Origin of the sequence: Rhodanobacter panaciterrae (assembly GCF_014651895.1) — a bacterium.
GTDB lineage: Bacteria > Pseudomonadota > Gammaproteobacteria > Xanthomonadales > Rhodanobacteraceae > Rhodanobacter > Rhodanobacter panaciterrae.
This window is the reverse complement of record NZ_BMXT01000003.1, coordinates 116,501-136,101: the sequence shown is the minus strand read 5'-3', so window position 1 is coordinate 136,101 and position 19,601 is coordinate 116,501. Positions and strand designations below refer to the sequence as shown.

Annotated in this window: 17 protein-coding genes; 8 read left to right on the top strand and 9 right to left on the bottom strand. The window is 66.1% G+C overall.

The genetic code is table 11. The features are described 5' to 3' along the window. The first annotated feature begins 68 nt into the window (after positions 1-68). On the top strand, positions 69-3,518 hold the full coding sequence (locus IE071_RS14120; protein WP_189442060.1) for an ankyrin repeat domain-containing protein: 3,450 nt from the start codon (positions 69-71) through the stop codon (positions 3,516-3,518). Here IE071_RS14120 and IE071_RS14115 read toward each other — a convergent pair. The 3 genes from IE071_RS14115 to IE071_RS14105 form a co-directional block, all read right to left on the bottom strand. Beyond that, the gene (locus IE071_RS14115) at positions 3,494-4,624 is read right to left on the bottom strand and encodes a glycosyltransferase family 9 protein (protein WP_189442059.1); all 1,131 of its coding nucleotides are present in this window, start codon (positions 4,622-4,624) and stop codon (positions 3,494-3,496) included. The two genes, IE071_RS14120 and IE071_RS14115, sit on opposite strands and share 25 nt — an antisense overlap. A gap of 99 nt (positions 4,625-4,723) precedes the next feature. Continuing rightward, the gene (locus IE071_RS14110; protein WP_189442058.1) at positions 4,724-6,553 is read right to left on the bottom strand and encodes a monovalent cation:proton antiporter-2 (CPA2) family protein; all 1,830 of its coding nucleotides are present in this window, start codon (positions 6,551-6,553) and stop codon (positions 4,724-4,726) included. A 151-nt stretch (positions 6,554-6,704) separates the two neighbouring features. Continuing rightward, positions 6,705-7,580, bottom strand: a complete 876-nt coding sequence (locus IE071_RS14105) for a LysR substrate-binding domain-containing protein (protein ID WP_189442057.1) — start codon at positions 7,578-7,580, stop codon at positions 6,705-6,707. Positions 7,581-7,682: 102 nt separating this feature from the next. Here IE071_RS14105 and IE071_RS14100 point away from each other — a divergent pair, with 102 nt between their 5' ends. Beyond that, the gene (locus IE071_RS14100) at positions 7,683-8,657 is read left to right on the top strand and encodes an alpha/beta fold hydrolase (protein ID WP_189442056.1); all 975 of its coding nucleotides are present in this window, start codon (positions 7,683-7,685) and stop codon (positions 8,655-8,657) included. Between the two features lie 68 nt (positions 8,658-8,725). Here IE071_RS14100 and dcp read toward each other — a convergent pair whose 3' ends face one another. The 4 genes from dcp to IE071_RS14080 form a co-directional block, all read right to left on the bottom strand. Beyond that, complete coding sequence (gene dcp / locus IE071_RS14095; protein WP_189442055.1) at positions 8,726-10,939, bottom strand: peptidyl-dipeptidase Dcp; 2,214 nt, start codon at positions 10,937-10,939, stop codon at positions 8,726-8,728. Between the two features lie 123 nt (positions 10,940-11,062). Beyond that, positions 11,063-11,410, bottom strand: coding sequence for a hypothetical protein (locus IE071_RS14090; RefSeq protein ID WP_189442053.1), 348 nt, complete (start codon positions 11,408-11,410; stop codon positions 11,063-11,065). A 52-nt stretch (positions 11,411-11,462) separates the two neighbouring features. Next, positions 11,463-12,140: a dethiobiotin synthase gene (gene bioD, locus IE071_RS14085; protein WP_189442051.1), complete on the bottom strand. Its 678-nt coding sequence runs from the start codon at positions 12,138-12,140 to the stop codon at positions 11,463-11,465. Beyond that, positions 12,137-12,823, bottom strand: a complete 687-nt coding sequence (locus IE071_RS14080) for a TMEM175 family protein (protein ID WP_189442049.1) — start codon at positions 12,821-12,823, stop codon at positions 12,137-12,139. The genes bioD and IE071_RS14080 overlap by 4 nt, the downstream gene beginning before the upstream one ends. Positions 12,824-12,883: 60 nt before the next feature. On the opposite strand from IE071_RS14080, the gene IE071_RS14075 reads away from it, so the two are divergent. Further along, entirely contained in the window at positions 12,884-13,375 is a 492-nt protein-coding gene (locus tag IE071_RS14075) for a GAF domain-containing protein (RefSeq protein WP_189442048.1), read from the top strand. 58 nt (positions 13,376-13,433) lie between these two features. Here IE071_RS14075 and yihA read toward each other — a convergent pair whose 3' ends face one another. Beyond that, complete coding sequence (gene yihA, locus IE071_RS14070) at positions 13,434-14,093, bottom strand: ribosome biogenesis GTP-binding protein YihA/YsxC (RefSeq protein WP_189442046.1); 660 nt, start codon at positions 14,091-14,093, stop codon at positions 13,434-13,436. Between the two features lie 116 nt (positions 14,094-14,209). Between yihA and IE071_RS14065 the strand changes: the two genes are divergently transcribed. From IE071_RS14065 to IE071_RS14045, 5 genes are all read left to right on the top strand, one after another. Beyond that, complete coding sequence (locus IE071_RS14065) at positions 14,210-14,983, top strand: c-type cytochrome (protein ID WP_189442045.1); 774 nt, start codon at positions 14,210-14,212, stop codon at positions 14,981-14,983. Between the two features lie 92 nt (positions 14,984-15,075). Beyond that, positions 15,076-15,957, top strand: coding sequence for a thiol:disulfide interchange protein DsbA/DsbL (locus tag IE071_RS14060; protein ID WP_189442043.1), 882 nt, complete (start codon positions 15,076-15,078; stop codon positions 15,955-15,957). A gap of 61 nt (positions 15,958-16,018) precedes the next feature. Next, positions 16,019-16,669 carry a thiol:disulfide interchange protein DsbA/DsbL gene (locus IE071_RS14055; RefSeq protein ID WP_189442041.1) on the top strand — a complete coding sequence of 217 codons (651 nt, stop codon included), beginning with the start codon at positions 16,019-16,021 and terminating at the stop codon, positions 16,667-16,669. Positions 16,670-16,800: 131 nt separating this feature from the next. After that, positions 16,801-17,613, top strand: a complete 813-nt coding sequence (locus tag IE071_RS14050; protein WP_189442039.1) for an endonuclease/exonuclease/phosphatase family protein — start codon at positions 16,801-16,803, stop codon at positions 17,611-17,613. Further along, positions 17,610-18,020 carry a hypothetical protein gene (locus IE071_RS14045; RefSeq protein WP_229792915.1) on the top strand — a complete coding sequence of 137 codons (411 nt, stop codon included), beginning with the start codon at positions 17,610-17,612 and terminating at the stop codon, positions 18,018-18,020. Before IE071_RS14050 ends, IE071_RS14045 begins: the two co-directional genes overlap by 4 nt. On the opposite strand, the gene IE071_RS14040 is transcribed toward IE071_RS14045, so the two are convergent. Further along, the gene (locus tag IE071_RS14040) at positions 17,937-19,529 is read right to left on the bottom strand and encodes a glycoside hydrolase family 17 protein (RefSeq protein ID WP_189442037.1); all 1,593 of its coding nucleotides are present in this window, start codon (positions 19,527-19,529) and stop codon (positions 17,937-17,939) included. The two genes, IE071_RS14045 and IE071_RS14040, sit on opposite strands and share 84 nt — an antisense overlap. Positions 19,530-19,601 lie beyond the last annotated feature (72 nt).

Sequence of the window (19,601 nt, the reverse complement as noted above, 5' to 3'; positions counted from 1 at the left end):
CGCCATCATGTCGCTGGCGTTAACACTTGGTTACCGTCTGCACGTCCAACGATTTCTATACTGTCTCCATGACCCAGCCCAAATCGCGCCGCCGCCCTCCTCTCTTGCAAGCTCTCGCCTGGTTCATTCCAGGTCTGCTCGCGGTCGCCGCCGCCGGACTGGCTACCCACCCACTGACCCTGATCCCGCTGCTGCTGGCGAACGCACTGACCATGGCGGCGATCTGCCACGCGATCGGTTTCGATCCCGAACCGCGTTTCGGCCGTACCGTGTTGCGCCGCGGCGCCGCGCATCTGGTGATGTTCACCGGCTACGCGGCGCTGGTGTTCGTACTGGTCGCGTGGCCGATGCTGAAGTTGAGCCAGACGCCCAGCCTCAGCGCCGCGTTGATCCTAGCCGCGATGCTGGTACTGGCGCTGGTCGCGCTGTGGCGGCTGTGGCCTGCGTTCGGGCTGGTCTTTGTATGGGACGACGCCTATCCGCGCCAACGCGATGGTTCGTGGATTTTCACCGCGACCTTGCGCAGCATCGCGTTCGGTCGACATCTGTCGCAGGAGGAACATTTCTTCAGTCACTTCCTGCCGGCCGCACTCTCATTGCTGGTGCTGGCCTTCGGCGCGGTCGCGCTGACCGGTCTGTATGGCGTGCTGCCGCCCGAACCGCGCATCGCCGCGCTGGCGATCTACGGCGTCGTGCTGCTGCCGCTGGGTTGCCTGATCATCGCCAACCGCACGCTGCGCGCGCTGCTGTGCGAGCGGCATCAACCGCGTCGGCGCAGCGACTACGCCGCGTTGTCGACCGGAGCCGCGCCCGCCCCGCGTCCCGTGCTGAGCGAACAGGAACGCACCGCCGGCACGCCCGAGCAGGCCGAAGCGTTGCTGGCGGCGACTCGTGACGGCGATATCGAACGCGCACTGGCGCTGGTCGAGGCCGGTGCCGACCCCAACACCGCGCCGACCGCCGATGACCGCGATCAGCGCCCGGTACTGATGCTGGCCGCGTTGCTGCCGGATACGCGTCTGCTGCGCGCGCTGATCGCCAAGGGCGCCGACGTGAATCGCGCCAGCGGCGGCATTACCCCGCTACTGGCCGCTACCCGCGACAGCTGGCACGGCCGCGCCGAAGCGGTGCTGACCCTGCTCACCAATGGCGCCAGCCCGCTGGTCGCCGATGTCGAGGGCAATACCGCGCTGCACGGTGCGGTACTCAGCGCCGAGCCGGGCGTCGCGGCGATGCTGCTGGACGCGGCCGCGCCGATCAACGCGCTGAACAAGGCCGGCATCAGTCCACTGGCCACCGCTTGTCGTGCCGCCAACTGGCCGCTGGCGAAATTCCTGCTGGAACACGGCGCCAAGCCGGCGCCGACCGACGGCGAACCGGCACTGGTCGCCGCCGCCGGCATCGCCGACGACGATGTCGAAGGGGTCAAGCTGCTGCTCAAGCATCGCGCCGCGATCAATGCGGTCGATGCGCGGCATCGACATGCGCTGCTGGGCGCCGCCGCCGAAGGGCACGAACAGATCGCCCGCGTACTGTGCGCGGCCGGTGCCGATATCAACCTGACCGACCAGCGTGGCAGCACTGCACTGATGGAAGCGGCCCGCGCCGGCGCCGGCGGCATCGTGCAGCTGCTGGCCGAGGCGCAGCCCGACGCACGCGTGCGCGACCAGCACGGCCGTGATGCCTTGACCTTGGCCTGCCAGTCGCCGCATGCGCATGGCGAAACCGTGCGCGCCTTGCTGGCACTGGGCGCCGAACCGAAGGCACCCGGCAGCGATGGCCGCAGCGCGCTCGACCACGCCGCTGCCGCTGGTCGCTGGGATCTGGTTGCCCTGCTCGACCCGGATACACCGCTGCCGGCCAGCCTCAGCCAGGACCTGCTGGCCGAAGGCGCCGACACGCCGGCGCACCTGCTCGACGCGTTGCGCTTCGGTCACTGGGCGATCGTGTCGGGTTTTGCCGAACGCGTGCGCGAATGGCCGCAGGCGCAACTGGCGCAGCTGTATCTGGACCTGGTCACGCCAGGTCTCGCCGCCGGCCGTCGCTGGCTGCTCGATCACGGCCTCGACGCCGAAGCCCGCTTCGAAGCACCGCGCATCGACGATGCCGAAACCGCCGACGCCCCGATCCTGCCACCGTTGGGCCGGCGTCTGTTCGACGCCTTGCTGCAGCAATTGCCGAATTCGACCGAGGCACTGGACGACCTGCTGCAGGCCGGTGCCAGCCCGGCCGGCAGCGGCCTGCTGGCACAGGCGTTGTCGCGCCTGAGCGGCGTGGCACAAGCCGCCGCGCTGCCACTGAACCTGCTCGAACGCGGTGCCGATCCGTTCGGTCCAGATGCGCGCGAACGCACCCCGCTGCACCTGGCCGTGGTCAATGCCCAGCCCGAATTGCTGCAAGTTTTGCTGACACGAGGCTGCGATCCGAATACGCGCGACCGCGACGGCCGCACGCCGCTGTTCGCCGCGCTCGAACATGGCGCACGGGCGCTGCCGCTGGTGCGAGCCTTGATCGCTCACGGTGCGAATCCCGAAGCCGCCGATGCAAACGGCGAAACGCCGCTGGGACTGGCGCTGGAGCACCCAGCGGTGGAACGCTGGCTGGACTGGCGCGACTGGTCGCGACCGAACCGTCCACTGCGCCCAGCCGATCTGCCGGCCGCGGCTGCCGCCGGTGCGCTGGCCAGCGTGCAGCGCCTGCTGGAATTGGGTTTCGCCGTCGATACTCGCGACGAGCAGGGCGCCACCGCGCTGCTGCGCGCCTGTGGTGCCGGCCATCGCGAGATCGCCGCCTGCCTGCTGGATGCCGGTGCCGATCCGGCGCTGGCCGCGCACAGCGGCGTAACTCCGCTGGCCGCTGCGGTCGCCGCACGCCGCGAGGCACTGGTCGCGCTGCTGCTGCAGCACAAGGTCAGCGCCGATCAGCGGCTGCCGAATGAGGCCACTGCGCTGATGGTGGCCGCCGCGATGGGCTATCCGGAAATCGTCGAGCCCTTGCTCGACGCCGGTGCCGACATCAACGCCGTCGATGCCGGTGGGCGCAGCGCCTTGCATGCGGCCGCGCAGTTCGGCTTCGAACACAACGACAGCCTGCGTGCACGCCGCCTGTTCGACAGCCTGCTCAAGCGCGGCGCCGACATCAATCATGCGGACAGCGAGGGCAAGACACCGCTGCTGCTGCTGCTCGGTGCGCAGCTGCGCCCCGGCAGCGAATGCGATGCCACGCATATCGGCGCACTGGTCCCGCTGCTGTTGGAAGCCGGTGCCAAGGTCGAACATGCCGATCAGCGCGGCGTCACCGCGCTGCACGCCTGCGCCATGCATGCGTTGCTGCCGCCGGCGCGCGTACTGCTGTCGCGCGGGGCCGATCGCAATGCGGCCGATGCGTTCGGCCGCACCGCGGCGGATGTGGCGCGGCAACTCGGCTATGTCGACATCGCGCATGAACTGGCCGCTCGCGGCGGCGCGATCCCGAGCGTGCGACAAACGCTGCGTCAGCCGGCGCAGCCGGCCGAGTAGGCGATCGTTTCGACAGCGTCCTGGTGGGCGGTCTCGGCCGCCGTGCGTCCGCGCAACGCGCGCCATGCACTCACGACCTGGGCGGTTTCGATCTCGTCCACCCGTCGAACCGCCGGCAGGCCACCGAGAAGCCTCACCTCGCTGCCGGACCCGCTGCGCGGGGTCCACAACTGCGGCGAGCGGTTCCCCATCAGCACCACCAGCGGACAACCCATGGCCGCGGCAAGATGGGCTGGCCCGGTGTCTATCGAGACCATGCTGTGGGCGATCTCCAGCAGCGCCTTGAGACGACCCAACGGCAAGGCGGCAGCGGCGATCCTGGGTGACTCCGCATCGGTAACCGCCAGCAAGGTATCGAGATAGCCGGCCTCGGCGGCGGAACCACAAAACAGCACCTGTGCCTGCGGCAGGCGATAGCTGATGGCACGCGCCAGCGCGGCCCAGCGCTCGGCCGGCCAGGACTTGTCGTCATCTTCCGCCGCGCGCACTCCATTCCATCGCATGGTGCGCTTGTTGGCTGGTTGCAGCAGCACCAGCGGACGCCCGCCCATGCCTTGTTCGCGCAGCCATGCATCGCGATCGACACGCTCGGCCGCACTGACATGCAATTGCGGCGCCGCATGAACGGGAAGTGCCATCGATGCGCAACTTGCGCGAAATGCGGCCGGGGTGGTGTCGGCGAAGCGCAACAGCCAATCCACCCAGTGCTCGTCTTCGATCGACGGGATATCTTCGATGAACGTGCAATGCTCGGCCGGTACACCGGCCAGCGCCAGCATCGGGCGCACCTTCGTTCGTGTGCGGAACTCGGGTTCGCAGATGTAGAACGGCGACCCACGCAGGCGCCGCAAGGCCAGCGCCGCGCGCCAGCGTTGCGGGCGCATCCAGATCGGACCGTACTGCGAACGCAGGGGAATGCACCCGGCCACTTCCGGCTGCGCCGAATAAAGCGCCGGCGACCAGTCCCCCAGCGCCAGCAACTGGCAAGGCCGGCCATAGCGCATGTGCAGTTTGTGCAACAGCGGCTGCAGCAGGATGGTGTCGCCGAGCCGGCCGAAGCGGATCACGACGGGACCGGTCAAAGCAGGGAGCTGAGTCGTAGGCATGGTTCTAGGCAACGTCGGGATCGTCAGCCGGTTGACGCAACCTACTCCAGTCCAGCGCAAACTTGCCACCGCGCGAGCCGTGGTGACGTGGGAACCCGGTCAATCCTCGCCGGTCAGCGGCACCGCCGGATCACGTTGGCGCTGACGTTCCGCACTCGGCTCGGCGTCCGCCTCGAACAGGCGCTGCAGATCGACCAGTGCATCGCGCGTGCTTTGGATCAGCTTGGTTTCGTCGTCGTAGACGAGTGCCTGCTTCTTCAGCAGGTCCTCGTCGTGGCGGCGGAACCGCTCGACCCGATCGGCCGCCAGTTGCTGCGACAGGCCGAGCGCCTCCAGCGTCTTGCGGGTCATCTTGAGGCTGGAGTGGAACGTCTCGCGCACCGGCTCGTCCACACCCAGATCCATCAGGCGGAACACATGCTGGCGATTGCGTGCGCGCGCGACGATTTTCAGATGCGGATACTGCCGCCGCACCAGCCGCGCGGTGTGCAGGTTCGCCTCCGGGTCGTCGGTGGCCAGCACGAACACCTCGGCCTTGTCGGCCTGTGCCGCGCGCAACAGTTCCGGCCGCGCCGGATCGCCGAAGAACAAGTTGATGGTGCCAAAGCGGCGCGAGGCATCGACCTGCTCGGCCGAATGCTCCAGCGCCACGAACGGAATGCCCTGCGCGCGCAGCACGCGGGCGATGATCTGTCCGACCCGGCCGAAGCCGGCGATGATCACCCGCGGCGGCGCGGTGTCGATGGTGTCGAACTCACGCGCCGGTTTCTTCGGCATCACGTTCAGCGCCTTCGCCGCCAGCACTACCAGCAACGGCGTCAGCGCCATCGTCAGGGTGATCGTCAGCACCAGCGCGTCGCGTTGACCGACCTCGATCAGCTGCTGCTCGGCCGCCTGCCGCAGCACCACGAAGGCAAACTCGCCACCGCAGGCCAGCAGCACCAGCATGCGCAAGCTATCGGAACGGTTGAGCCCGCCCAGCAGCCGCCCCAGCGGCCACAGCAGCAGGCTCTTCAGCAGCAGCAAGGCCGCCACCAGGCCGAAGATCAGACCGGGCCGATGCAGCAGCAGCGAGATATCCATCGACATGCCGACGCTGATGAAGAACAGCCCCAGCAGCAGGCCTTTGAACGGCTCGATGTTCGACTCCATCTCGTGCCGGTATTCCGAGTCGGCCAGCAGCATGCCGGCGAGGAACGCTCCCAGCGTGGCGGAAACCCCGGCCAGCTCCATCAACAGCGCGACGCCCGTCACCACCAGCAGCGCGGTGGCAGTGAACACCTCCACCGAGTCCGCGCGTGCCACGAAACGGAACACTGGCCGCAACAGATAACGGCCACCGACCACCACCGCCAGGATCATCCCGATCGTGCGCAGCACCGCGAACACGTCGAAGTTGTGCGCGTTCGACGAAGCCAGCAGCGGCACCGCGGCAATCAGCGGGATCGCCGCCAGATCCTGGAACAACAGCACCGCGAACACCTGACGGCCGTAGGCTGCACCGGCCTCCTTGCGCTCGGCCAGGATCTGCAGGCCGAATGCGGTGGACGACAGCGCCAGACTGCCGCCGACGATCGCCGCCGCCTTGCCGCTGAGACCGAACAGGAAATACGCCGCCGCGCCGATCGCGATGCTGCTGGCCAGCACCTGCAACAGACCGGTGCCGAATACCGAGCGGCGCATCACCCACAACCGCTGTGGCGACAGCTCCAGGCCGATCACGAACAGCATCAGCACCACACCAAACTCGGAGATCGTGGCGACCCCCTCGGTGTCACTGACCAGACCCAGCAGCTGCGGCCCGATCACCACGCCAGCCAGCAGGTAGCCGAGCACCGCACCGAGTCGGAAGCGCTTGGTCAGCGGTACCGCGATCACGGTGGCGAGCAGGAACACCACCGCGGTCTGCAGGAAATGATGGCTGTCCACACGTGCACCGCTTCGGTCGGGGAGGTTCGATTATTCCACGCGACCCGTGTCTGTGCGGCCTATGCAGATCACACTGGATGTCTTCGACGGCTCGCGCGGCGATATCAGCTTCTTCAGCGCATCCAGCAGTCGCCGAAGCTGCCGACCATAGTCAGTGGCTGGCCGTTTCGCGCAACCATTCGCGGAACAAGCCGACGGCTGCACCATCCTGCCGGTCGGATGGCGCCACCAGGTAATAGCTGCCGCGCGAGCGCACCGCCCTTTTGCCGACCCGCGCCAGCGTGCCGGCCTTGATGGCGTCGGCGGCCAGCAGGCTGCGTGCGAGGACCACTCCCTGCCCCGCTTCGGCCGCCTGCAGCGAAAGTGCTGAATCGTTGAAGACCGAACCAAACGTGCAACCCGCCGTCGTGGCACCGATCTCATCCAGCCAGTCTTCCCACGAGTGGAAGTCGTCACGCAGCAGCAGGCAGCGGCGCAGATCCGCCCACCGGCGCACTTTCATGTGCGCCAGGTAAGCCGGTGAAGCCACCGGGAAGATTTCTTCGTCAAACAGCTTTTCGCTGCGCATGCCGGGCCATCGACCGCCACCGAAGCGGATACCCAGGTCGATCTCTTCTGCAGCCAGGTCGACAACCGCCGAAGTGGCACGCAGCCTGAAATCAACCGTCGGGTGTTGCTGCAGGAACACACCAAGCCGAGGCATCAGCCAGCGGCTGACCAGCGATGGTGGTGCCGTCACCGACAGACGGGCCGCATCCTGCGCGCGAATGGATTCGCTCGCTGTCGAGAGTTGCTGCAAGGCATGGCGGACCGCCACCATCAGGCGCTCGCCTGCCGGCGTCAGCGCCACGTCGTGCCGGTTGCGCACGAAAAGCCGGGCGGCATGGAACGACTCAAGCACCCTGATCTGATGACTGACCGCACTCGTCGTGAGATGCAATTCCTCGGCCGTGCGCGTGAAGTGGCGAAGCCGACCCAGCGCCTCGAACGTGCGCAGGGTATGCATCGGCGGCAGCAGGTATTTCATCGTTGAATCGCATTCATCGCATGGTGAGGAATCATCACTTCACGGCACATAGTGCGCATTCAATACTAGCGTGCACCTTCGACGGAATACCCGGAAACCCTCATGAGCACCATGCGTCGCCTGCTGTTTCTGCTCTTTCTATCCGGCCTCGGTGCGACGGCGTTGCCCGCCAGCGCCGCGACGCTCACGCATGGCTGGCAAAACGTGAACGGCATCCATCTGTTCTATCGCGAGGGCGGCGACCCGAAGGCCCCGACCATCCTGTTCCTGCCTGGCAACCCGCTGTCGTCGATCCAGTACGTCAAGGTGATGGAGGATCTGGTGGCGACGCAGGCCGTGCATGTCGTGTCGATCGACTATCCCTCGTTCGGTTATTCCGATGCGCCCGATCGCAAGACCTATGCGTACACGTTCGATCATGTGGCCGCGACGGTGCATGATTTCCTGAAGGCACGCGGCATCACGCAGTACGGACTCTTCATGCAGGACTATGGCGTCCCGGTCGGCTTCCGGTTGATCAGCGCCGAGCCGCAGGCGGTCACCGCGCTCATCGTGCAGAACGGCGTCATCCATCTGGATGGCTTTCCCACCGCGCAGGACCCGCAAGGCGAATTGCGACAGCATTGGCGGCATCGCAATGCCGCCCTCGACGCGCGCCGCGCCAGCTATGCCAAATCACTCGGTTACCCGCGCGCCGTCGGCTGGAGCAACGACGACGACATCAGTCCGGACGTGGTGCTGCAGGCAACCACGGCCGAGCAGCGGCCCGGCGTGATCGAGGCGCGCAACGATCTGTGGTTCGACTATGGCAACAACGTCGCGCGTTATCCCGCATGGCAGGCCCAGCTCAGGAAACTGAAGACTCCCGTGCTGGTGCTGTGGGGCAGCCATGATGACTTCTTCACCACGCCCGGGGCTTTCGCCTACCTGCGCGATGCGCCGCAGGCGGAGATCCACGTTCTCGATGCGGGCCACTTCGCCACGCTGCAGATACCCGATGAAATCGCGCGGCTGGTGTCCAACTTTCTGGCACATCATCGGGTGACGCAGCCTCCGACCGGTCTGTCCGCGCCATGAAGGGTCGCCCATGAAAAACGGGCCGGCATGATGCCGGCCCGTTTCGTGTTTCATGCCGTCATGACGGCTTACTTCTTCGGGGCGTCCTTCAGTCCGCGGTTGACCAGCATCGGCTCGATGCTCGGGTCCTGACCACGCCAGTCCTTGTAAAGCTTCGCCAGCTCTTCGGTGTTGCCACGCGACAGGATCATCGCGCGGAAGCGATCACCGTTCTCGCGGGTCAGACCGCCGTGATCCTTGAAGCCCACGAAGGCATCGTCGGCCAGCATCTCGGTCCACAGATAGGCGTAGTAACCGGCCGCATAGCCGTTGCCCCAGATGTGCTGGAAGTAGCTGGAGCGGTAACGCGGCGGCACGTAGCTGAGGTCGATGTTGTCCTTCTTCAACGCGGCGGTTTCGAACTGGTCGGCATCCTGCAGCGGCGCATCGGCACCGAGCATGTGCCAGTTCATGTCGAGCAGCGCAGCGGCGACCAGCTCGGTCATGCCGTAGCCCGAGTTGAACTTGCCGGCCTTGGTCATCTTGTCGACCAGCGCCTGCGGCATCGGCTCACCGCTCTTGTAGTTCTTCGCGTAGTTCGCGAACACTTTCGGATCGGTCGCCCAGTGTTCGTTGAACTGCGACGGGAATTCGACGAAATCGCGTGCCGTATTGGTACCGGACAGGGTCGGATACTGCGAGTCGGCGAAGATGCCGTGCAGGCCATGGCCGAATTCGTGGAACATGGTGATCACGTCATCGAACGACAACAGCGCCGGCTGACCAGCGGCCGGCTTGCTGAAGTTGGTGACGTTGTAGATCACCGGCTTGGTACCGAGCAGCTTCGACTGGGCGACCAGATTGTCCATCCAGGCGCCGCCGTTCTTGTTGTCGCGCTTGAAGTAATCGCAGTAGAACAGCGCCATCGAGGTGCCGTCCTTGTCGAACACTTCGAACACGCGCACATCGGGCTGGTACACCGGAATGTCGTGGCGTTCCTTGAAGGTCAGCCCGTACAGCTGGTTGGCGACGTAGAACACGCCGTTCTGCAGCACGTTGTCGAGTTCGAAATACGGCTTGATCTGGCTTTCGTCGAGGTCGTATTTGGCCTTGCGCACTTCCTCGGCGTAACGATTCCAGTCCCACGGCGCCAGCTTGAAGCTGGGCTGCTTCAGCGCGGCCTGGTCCTTGTCGATCTGCGCCTGGATATCGGCAGCCTCGCGCTTCGCTCGTGCCACCGCGGCCGGCGCCAGCTTGTCCATGAACGACATCGCCGTCTCCGGCGTCTTCGCCATCTGGTCGTCGAGCTTCCACGCCGCGTAGTTCGGGAAACCGATCAGCTTGGCCTGCTCGGCGCGGATCTGCGCGAGCCGCTCGATCGTCTTGCGAGTGTCGTTGGCATCGCCCTTCTCGGCACGGTTCCACGAGGCGTTGAACAGTGCCTCGCGCGTGTCGCGGTCACTCAGGTCCTGCAGCTCGGGCTGCTGGGTGGTGTTCTGCAGGGTCAGCACGTACTTGCCATCGGCGAGCTTGCGATCCTTGCCGGCCTGCGTGGCCGCGGCGAGTTCGGCGTCGGACAGGCCGGCCAGCTTCGCCTTGTCGTCGAGCACCGGTGCGGCATCCTTGGTCGCCGCCAGCAGCTTGTTGGTGAACGCGGTGCTGAGCGTGGATTCTTCCTTGTTGAGATCCTTCAGCTTGGCCTTGTCTGCATCCGACAGCTTGGCACCGGCATGTACAAAGTCCTTGTAGACCACCTCGACCAGGCGCGCCGATTCCAGATCGAGCTTGAGCGTATCGCGCTGGTTGTAGATCGTCTCGACGCGCTGAAACAGCTTGCTGTCGAGGTAGATCGCATCCTGGTGCGCGGCCAGCTTCGGCGCCTCGTCTTCCTGCACCTTCTGCAGCGCATCGTCGGTATTGGCACCGGTGACCGCACCGAACACCGCCAGCACGCGCTTCAGCATGACGCCGGACTTCTCCATCGCCACGAAGGTGTTCTCGAACGTCGGCGCCTCCGGGTTGTTTGCGATCTTCTCGATCTCGGCCAGCTGCTGCTTCATGCCCTCGTCGATCGCGGGCTGGTAGTCGGCGTCCTTGATCTTGTCGAACGGCGGCGCCTGGAACGGCAGGGTGCTGGCGCTGAAGAATGGATTGCTGGTCATGGCGGTGGCGGCCGGTGCGGCACTGCTGGCGGCAGCCGTCGAGGCGGCTGTCGCGGGTGAGGTGGCGGCACCATTCGGCTGCTGCGAGCAGGCGGCCAGTGCCATCGTGGTGGCAATCACAATCAAGCGGAGACGGAACATCGGGCTTCCCCAGGTGGCGCGTCCGTGATCGGACACAGTAAGTCGGAACTTCCGACTGTACCCAGTCCTGCCCGGTTTCTCCAAGCCCACAGGTCATGCCGCCTGAGCGGGCACGACGCCAGCTCAGGCAGCGCGCATGTCGCGCAGCTGCCACGCCGAGCCGATCAGCAGATAAAGCCGATGGCGCACGACGCTCATCGGCAGGTCGGTGAGCAGATCGATGTCGGTGCGCAGGTCGGCGACCTGCGCCGTCACCTGCGCCGCCGGATCGGAAGCGCCCAGACTGCTGTTCACCGCATCCGGATCGGGCTGCACCGCGCGCCAGCGCTGGAACAGGCCGTCGTCGCGCAACGCTTGTTGCAGCGCTGTGGCAAAACCGTCCGGACTGGCGCCATCCCAGGCAAAACGCGGGTCGTCACCGCGCGCATGGGCCAGATCGGCGATCGAAAGATAGTAGTGATTGCGAGCCATATGGCCTCCGGTGATGGGGTAGGCGCCTATCCAAGCACGACGGATGTGAAGCTCAGTCCAAGGCCGCCACCGCCGCCGCCAATCGGCTCGCCGCCTGGGCCGGTGCCATGCCATGCGGCAGCACGCCCAGACACGGCGCGGGCAGCAACTCGCGCAGCGTAGTCAGGTTTTCATCCAACGCGCCCATCGCCGGATCGATGCAGTTGCCGATCCAGCCGAGCAGGCGGCAGCCATCGGCTTCGATCATCCGCGCACTGAGCAAGGCGTGATTGAGACAGCCCAGCCGCAAACCGACCACCAGGATCACCGGCAACCGCCACTGCTTGGCGATGTCCGCCGCCAGCAACCCCGGCGCCAGCGGCACCAGCCAGCCGCCCACGCCCTCGACCACCACCTTCTGATAGTTACCACTCAATTGATCGAAGGCCGCACGCAGCGGCGCCAGCGAAATTTCCACACCGTCATGCGCGGCAGCCAAGTGCGGCGACAGCGGATCGCGCAACGCAATCGGGTTGATCAACGCATATAACGGTGTCGCGTTGCTCGCCGCCTGCAGCGCCAGCGCATCGTCATTGCGCAGGCCATCGGGTGTTTCCAAACATCCGCTGGCGACCGGCTTCATGCCGCAGGCGCTATGTCCCGCCGCGCGCAACGCGTGCAGCAAAGTGCACGCCGCATGCGTCTTGCCGATGCCGGTGTCGGTGCCGGCGATGAAGACGGCGGTCGTCACGCCGGGGCGTAACGTCGATTGAAGCGGTTCACCACCGGCCCTATCAGGAATAACAGCGAATACATGAAACCGGGGATCGACCATGCCCAACCGGGCGCCGACAGCGGCAGCAACAGTGCGGTGAGCGCCGAGGCCAGGCCGATCGTTGCCGGCACGCTCCAGATGCGCAGCTCGCGGCGCGCATCGAGATTGTTGAAGCCACGCTTCGCCGCACTCTTCGCCGCGTGCAGGAACAGCAACGTCAGCGTGCCGGCCATGCAGGCATAGGCGAAGCCAAAACAGACGAACAGCGCGCGCATGTCCGCCGGCCCGCCCGTCATCTGGAAATCGCTCGGCAACGCGCCGCCACTCAAGCTGTTGAACGCACCCGAGTACACCATGTGCAAGGGATAGACGAAGATCATCGCGAAAAACACCAGCAGCAGCGACAGCCAGCGGCCGGTGCTGTCGGCGCTGTGACAACGCTTGCGCCAGCGCACATGACCATGCCAGAAGAAGGCGATCTGGAAGAAGCACACCGCGAACGCCGGCACGCCGCCGAGCATGTACAGCAGCTTGTCGGTACTGTCGGGAATCTTGTCGCCGCCGATCAGCAGCAAGGTCAGGATGAACGCGAACGCGCCATCCACGAACATGTCCAGCCGCCCCGCCTCGATGCCCTCGCGCTGTTCGGTCAAGCTCATGCTGCATCCCCGCCATGATCGCTCGGCGCATAATACGGGCTTTGCCGCCGGACGCGTCGCATGTTCGAACTGAAATCCCACAGCTACGCCAGCAAGCGCGAGCACTACGAAGACCTTGCGCAGCAGGCCCGCGGCCTGCTCGCCGGCGAACGCGATTTGATCGCGAACGCGGCGAATTTCAGCGCACTGATCTATCACAGCCTGCCCGAAGTGAACTGGGCCGGCTTCTACCTGTACGACGGCAGCGAGCTGGTGGTCGGTCCGTTCCAGGGCAAGCCGGCGTGCATTCGCATCGCGCTCGGTCGCGGTGTCTGCGGCACTGCCGCGCAGAACCGCGAGACCCAGTTGGTGCGCGACGTCAACGCATTCGACGGACACATCGCCTGCGATGCCGCCTCACAGTCGGAAATCGTGGTGCCGCTGGTCAAGGCCGACGGCAGCCTGCTCGGCGTGTGGGATGTGGACAGCCCGGTGATCAATCGCTTCGACGAGGACGATCGCGTCGGCATGCAGGCGCTATGCGCGGTGTTCATGGAAGCCGTGCGCGGCTGATCGCCTCACGCGATTTCCTGCAGGAATCCGCTAGCGGGCTCCTGGAACAAGGCACCCTTCAGCGTTCGTGGCCTTGATGGGCGCCGTCGCGCGGCTGTCGCAGCAACGTCATCACCGCCTGCCGCGCCTCTTCCACGCCGGTACCGGCGGAGGACGAGAAGATCTGCGCGGTCGCATGCAGCCCTTCAGCGGCGAACTGCTTGCGCAAGGTGGCCAGCGCCTGCGTGGCCTGACCGCGCGAGAGTTTGTCGGCCTTAGTCAGCAAGAGGTGGCAGGGCAGCTGGGTGGCGAAGCAGAACTCCAGCATCAGCCGGTCGAACTCCTTCAGCGGATGGCGGATGTCGACGATCAGCACCAGCCCGCGCAGGCTGCGGCGCTGATGCAGGTAGGCGTCGATCTCCAGCTTCCAGTGCTCGCGCATTTCCAGCGGCACCTTGGCGTAGCCGTAGCCCGGCAAGTCGATCAGGCGCACATCCGCCGGTGGCTGGCCATCGACCTGGGTCGGCGGCGGCAGGCTGAACGCGACCATCTGCTGCGTGCGGCCAGGCGTCTTGGACGTACGCGCCAGTCCCTTGTGATTGGTCAACGCATTCAGCGCGCTGGACTTGCCGGCATTGGAGCGGCCGGCAAACGCCACCTCGGCGCCCTGGTCGGCGGGAAGCTGGCTGATGCGGTGGGCGGCGAGCACGAATTGCGCGCCCTGAAGGGGATTCGACATGGGAATGGTTTGACCAAGCTATGGTGGCACAGGGATAATTCTGCGGTTTCTGCCTGTTGCGGGCCGCATGGCCGCAATCTCTGGCAGTGTTTGCAAGTCTCTCGGGAGTCAAGTGTATGAGTTTTCGGTCCGCTGGTTTTCGGCCCGCTGTTCTCGGGTCCGCCATTGCCCTTGTGTTCGCCCTGTCTGCCAGTGTGGTGACGGCACAAGACGCCCAGCCGAAAACTGCTGCGCCAGCCGCTGCCACCACTGCGGCGACGCCGGCCAGCACAGCACCTGCTGCTGCCGCGGGTGCCGAAGTCGCCGTGAAGCCGGGTGATGCCACCGCCGGCCAGGCCAAGGCCGCCGTCTGCGGTGCCTGCCACGGCATGGACGGCAACTCCAGCGACGCGCAATACCCGAAGCTGGCTGGCCAAAGCGAGCAGTACATCGTGCGCCAGCTGACCGACTTCAAGGCGAGCAAGCGACAGAACCCGATCATGCTGGGCATGGCCACACCGCTGTCCACCCAGGACATGCACGACGTCGGTGCCTACTTCGCCAGCAAGACCCCGCTGCCCGGCGTGGCCGATCAGGCGCTGGTGGAAAAAGGCGAGACGCTGTTCCGCCAAGGCGACAGCACGCGTGGCATCCCGGCCTGCATGGCCTGCCACAGCATCGACGGCCGCGGCAATCCGGGCGCGATGTATCCGCAGCTGACCAGTCAGCACGCGCAGTACATCCAGGCCACGCTGAAGGCCTGGCATGACGGCACCACCTGGGGCGACGACGCCCACGCGCAGATCATGCCGACGATCGCGAAGAAGCTCGACGCCGACGACATCGCCGCACTGTCCAGTTACATCGAGGGCTTGCACAGCGCCGATACCCAGCCGGCCGCCACGCCCTGATCGACCACGCGCCGACCGAAAGGTCGGCGCTGTCGGTTTTAGCCCCACTCGATCAGCCCCATCGATTCGGGCCCCATCTTTCGAGGTTTGCCATGTTGAAGCGTCTGCCGTTCCTGTGTGCCGCCCTGCTCGCGCTTGCCGCCTGCAGCCATGACAACAGCGGCAGCGCTCAGCCGACCGCGCCCGTGGTCAGCAGCACCGCGGCCACGCCAGCCGCAGCCAGCAGCACGGCACCGGCCAGCGCCACGACAACTGCGGCCCCGCCAGCCAGCAGCAGTGCAGCGCCGGCTGCCGCCGACACCGCCGTCGCACCAGCCGAAGCCGCGCCAGCTGCCGCGGCCGCACCGTTCGTCGACAACGGCAAATGGGTCGAGGGCAAGAACTACTTCGTGATCGAGCCGGCACAGCCGACCAGCCATCCGGGCAAGATCGAGGTGACCGAGGTGTTCTCGTATGCCTGCCCGGCCTGCAACGGTTTCCATTCCACCGTCGACCAGATCGCCAAGAGCCTGCCGCCGAACGCGGTGATGAACTATCTGGCGGCCTCGTTCCGTCCGGACGAGAACTGGCCGGTGTTCCAGCGCGCGTTCTACGCGGCGCAGGCGCTCGGCGTGGTCGACAAGACCCACGATGCGATGTTCGATGCCTCCTGGAAAACCGGCGAACTGGCCACCTACGACCTCAAGGCCGGCAAGCCCAAGCCGAAGGATGCGTGGCCCACGATCGACGACATCGCGAAGTTCTACGCCAAGTACGGCGTCGACCCGAAAGAGTTCCTCGGCGTCGCCAACTCGTTCTCGATCAATACCCAGATGAAGCGCGCCGACGACCTGATGAAGGCCTATGGTGTAGACAGCACCCCGACCATGATCATCGACGGCAAGTACCGCTTCACGCCGAACTCCGCGGGTGGCTTCGCGCAGTCGATCGAGCTGACCCAGTGGCTGGTGGCCAAGGAAGCGGCCGGCAAGTAAGCCGGTTCATTTGATTCTGACTCATCCACGGCCCATGGCCGCCCTGCGAAGAGAACACCCCATGCTCAAGCGAATGACCCGATTGCGTGCCATCTTCCTGATCGGCGGCCTGCTGCTGGCCAGCGCCTGCAGCGCGCAGCCCGGTGCCGCCGCGCCGTATACCGACGGCAACGAATACGTGACCCTGCCCGCCCCGCAACAGCGTTACAGCAGCACCGGCAAGGTGGAAGTGGTCGAGGTATTTTCGTACGGCTGCATTCACTGCGCGCAGTTCGCGCCGGTCGCCGAAGAGTTGCGCAAACAGCTGCCGGCAGGTGCCGAGTTCAAGCTGATGCCGGCGCCGTTCAGCGCCGAATGGCTGCCGTTCGCACGCGCCTATTACGCGGCGGACCAGCTGAAGGTGGTCGACCGCACCCATCTGGCGCTGTTCGCCGCCAAGTTCGGCCAGAACTATCCGATCAATTCGATGGACGAGCTGGCTGACTTCTACGCACGCGAGGGCGTCGACCGGGCCGCGTTCATGCGCATCGCCACATCCCCCGAAGCGACCGCGAAGCTGAAGAGCGACCTGGCCCTGATCCAGAAGTGGCAGGTGGATGGCACGCCGACCATCGTGGTCAACGGCAAGTATCGCGTGGCCACCGTCCACTCGTATGACGAAATGGTTGCCGTGACACTGTGGCTGGTCAAACGCGAGCTGGCCGGCAAATAAGCCACCCGCACCGCGTCACCTTTGGTGGCGCGGCTGGCATCTCGTTCACATGCGGTGGATCATGCTTCGCTGCTCTTGCCCGGCGCACGTCCGTGAGTGTGGGCATCCCCTTCCCCGTGTAGTGTGTTGCGATGACCCGCGCCGCGATTCTCCAAGCCGCCCCTGCCGAGCGCCGTCTGCGCCTGCTGAGCTGCAACATCCTGGCCGGCGCCAGCGTGCAGCGTTACAGCGAATACGTCACCCGCAGCTTCACGGCGGTACTGCCGGGACGCAACAAGATGGACAACCTCGACCGGCTCGCCGAGGTACTGCCGCAGTTCGACGTGATCGGCCTGCAGGAGGCCGATGCCGGCAGCCTGCGCTCGGGCTTTCTCAACCAGACCCGCTACCTCGCCGAAACCGCCGGCATGCCGTACTGGAGCCACCAGCCGAATCGGGCGATGGCCAAGTTGGCGCATTCGGCGAACGGACTGATCAGCCGGCTTGAACCACATTCGGTGACGGACTATCCGCTGCCCAGCCGGATCCCTGGCCGCGGCGCGCTGCTGGCGCAGTTCGGCGAAGGCGACAACGCACTGGCGGTGATGATCGCGCATCTGTCCTTGAGCGCACCTGCGCGTGCGCGCCAGCTCGGCTTCATCGCCGAGTTGCTGCATGATTTCCCGCACGCGGTGTTGATGGGCGACCTGAATACGGAGCCGCACAGCGTCGAGATGGCGCACCTGTTCGCCAAGTGCAATCTGCAGCCGCCGACGCAGTCGACCCCGACCTTCCCCAGCTGGAAACCACGCCGGGCACTGGATCACATCCTGACCACCTCCGCGATCCAGCTGGACAAGACCTGGGCGCTGCCGCAGGCGTTCTCCGATCACCTGCCGCTGGCAGCGGAAATCCGTCTGCCGGCACATGTCGGCGGCAAGGCATCGCGGGGGCGGCGCCCGTGAAGTCGACGTGGCGCTTTGCACTCCCATGGGTGTTGCTGCTGATCGTGGCGCTGGCTACAGCATGGCTGCGCTACGGCCTGATCGAATCCAGTGCGATCGGACAGCTGTGCAGCACCAGCCACGCGCCCTCGTGGTGCAGCGGACGACAGTGGCTGGTGCTGGGCTTCCTGCACAACGTCTACGGTGTCGTGGCATTGATTACTGCCGTACTGGCGCTGCTGTGGCAACGCCCGTGGCTGGCATGGCTGGCTGCCGCGCTGGGCGTGTTCGCGCTGGAGCTGTACTGCTTCGAGGCCGGCGCGCTGGCGCTGCTGCTCGGCTGCCTACGCCTGCTGCGACTGCAGTCGCGCGCTGCGCCAGTCGAACAGCACCGGCAACGCCAGCAGCAGATTCAATCCCAGCCATAACCACGCCACCGGCGTGAGGCCGCCTTCCTGCACCAGCACGATCGCCGCCAGCAGCGGCAGCCAGGCGGCGAGGAAACGTTCCTCCAGCAGCGGCATCGCCACCTCGCCTCGATCGGACAGCCAGCCGATCAGCGCGAAGCCGGCGCAGGGCAGCAGGAACAGTCCCAGCGGAAAATCCCGATAGCGCCCGTCGAATACCAGCAGCAATTCATAGAACGCCAGCGCGAACAGCCAGCCGAGGCGCAGCCAATGCGGCAACGAAAGCGAGACGCCTCCGGCCATCCGCGCAGCGATCCAGCGCGCCAGCCATAGCGCACTGAGCAACGCCAGCGCGCAGGCGATCAGCGACTCCGTCCATTCCCACGTATCGCGACAGGCGAACAGCATCTGGCGAAACTGCCACGCCAGTGCGCAACCACTGGCAAAGCCGCCCAGCTTCAAGGCCAGCCAACCGCGCCAGCCGCTCCAGCGTCGACGCCATACGCCGACCAGCACGAACAGCCACGCACCGGCCACACCCGCGAGCCAGCCGGCCCACCAGCGCGGCTCCTCGGTCACCGGGCCGACCATCGCGAACTTCGGCCGCGCCTGCGCATCGAAGATGCCCCAGTAACCGCCGGCGGTGCCTTCCTGCGCGCGCTTCCACGGCTGGTCGAACGCCTCGATCACGTTGTACGGCATCTGCACGGTGGCCGCGTAGAGCAGGAATTCGCGCAGATAGCGCGCCTCGTTGACCACGCTGGCGCTGGCTGCCTGGCGCGGCCGCCCGGCGCTGGGCCAGCCAGTTTCGCCGATCATCACGCGCCGGCCAGGAAACGCCTGCTGCACTTGCGCGTACACCGTCGCCACATGTTGTACCGCGCGCTCCGGCGACACCGGCGTGTCCTCCCAGTACGGCAGGATGTGGATGGTGAGGTAGTCGACCGAGCCGGCCAGTTCGGGATGACGCAGCCAGAACTCCCACACGTCCGCATACGTCACCGGCACGCTGACCGCGGCGCGCACTTCGCGCAGATAGCCGTCCAATTGCTTCGCCGACAGATCGCCGCGCAACAGCACCTCATTGCCGACGATGACCCCGCGCAATACCTGCGGATATTTGCGCGCAGTGGCGATGCCCAGCTCGACCTGCTGCGCATTCGCCTTCTTGTCGCTGCCCAGCCAGATGCCCAGCAGCACCTTCATGCCGTAACGTTCGGCGATCTGCGGCACCGCGCTCAGACCCTGTCCCTGCGAGTAGGTGCGCACGCAATCGAAGCGTTGCGACAGCGCACGCAGATCCTCGTCGATGCGCTCGGAACTGATGAAGGCCTGCGCATCCAGCGGTGTTTCGCCGGCGTTGCGGAACGGCGCATACGACACACAGGCGATCCGCGCCGACGGCGCATCCGGCAGCGCCACCGGCCGGCCGATCGCCCACCACCAGTACGCGCCGGCCAGCGCCAGCAAGACCAGCGCCAGCCAGGCGAATCCTTGCCGGCGATTGAGGGGCGAAAAGGCAGACGACATGCCGGGTCCGTAGATGCTGACGACGAAGCGCGTCAGCTTAACAGGCACATCCAAGTGCGCCGATGGCCCGTG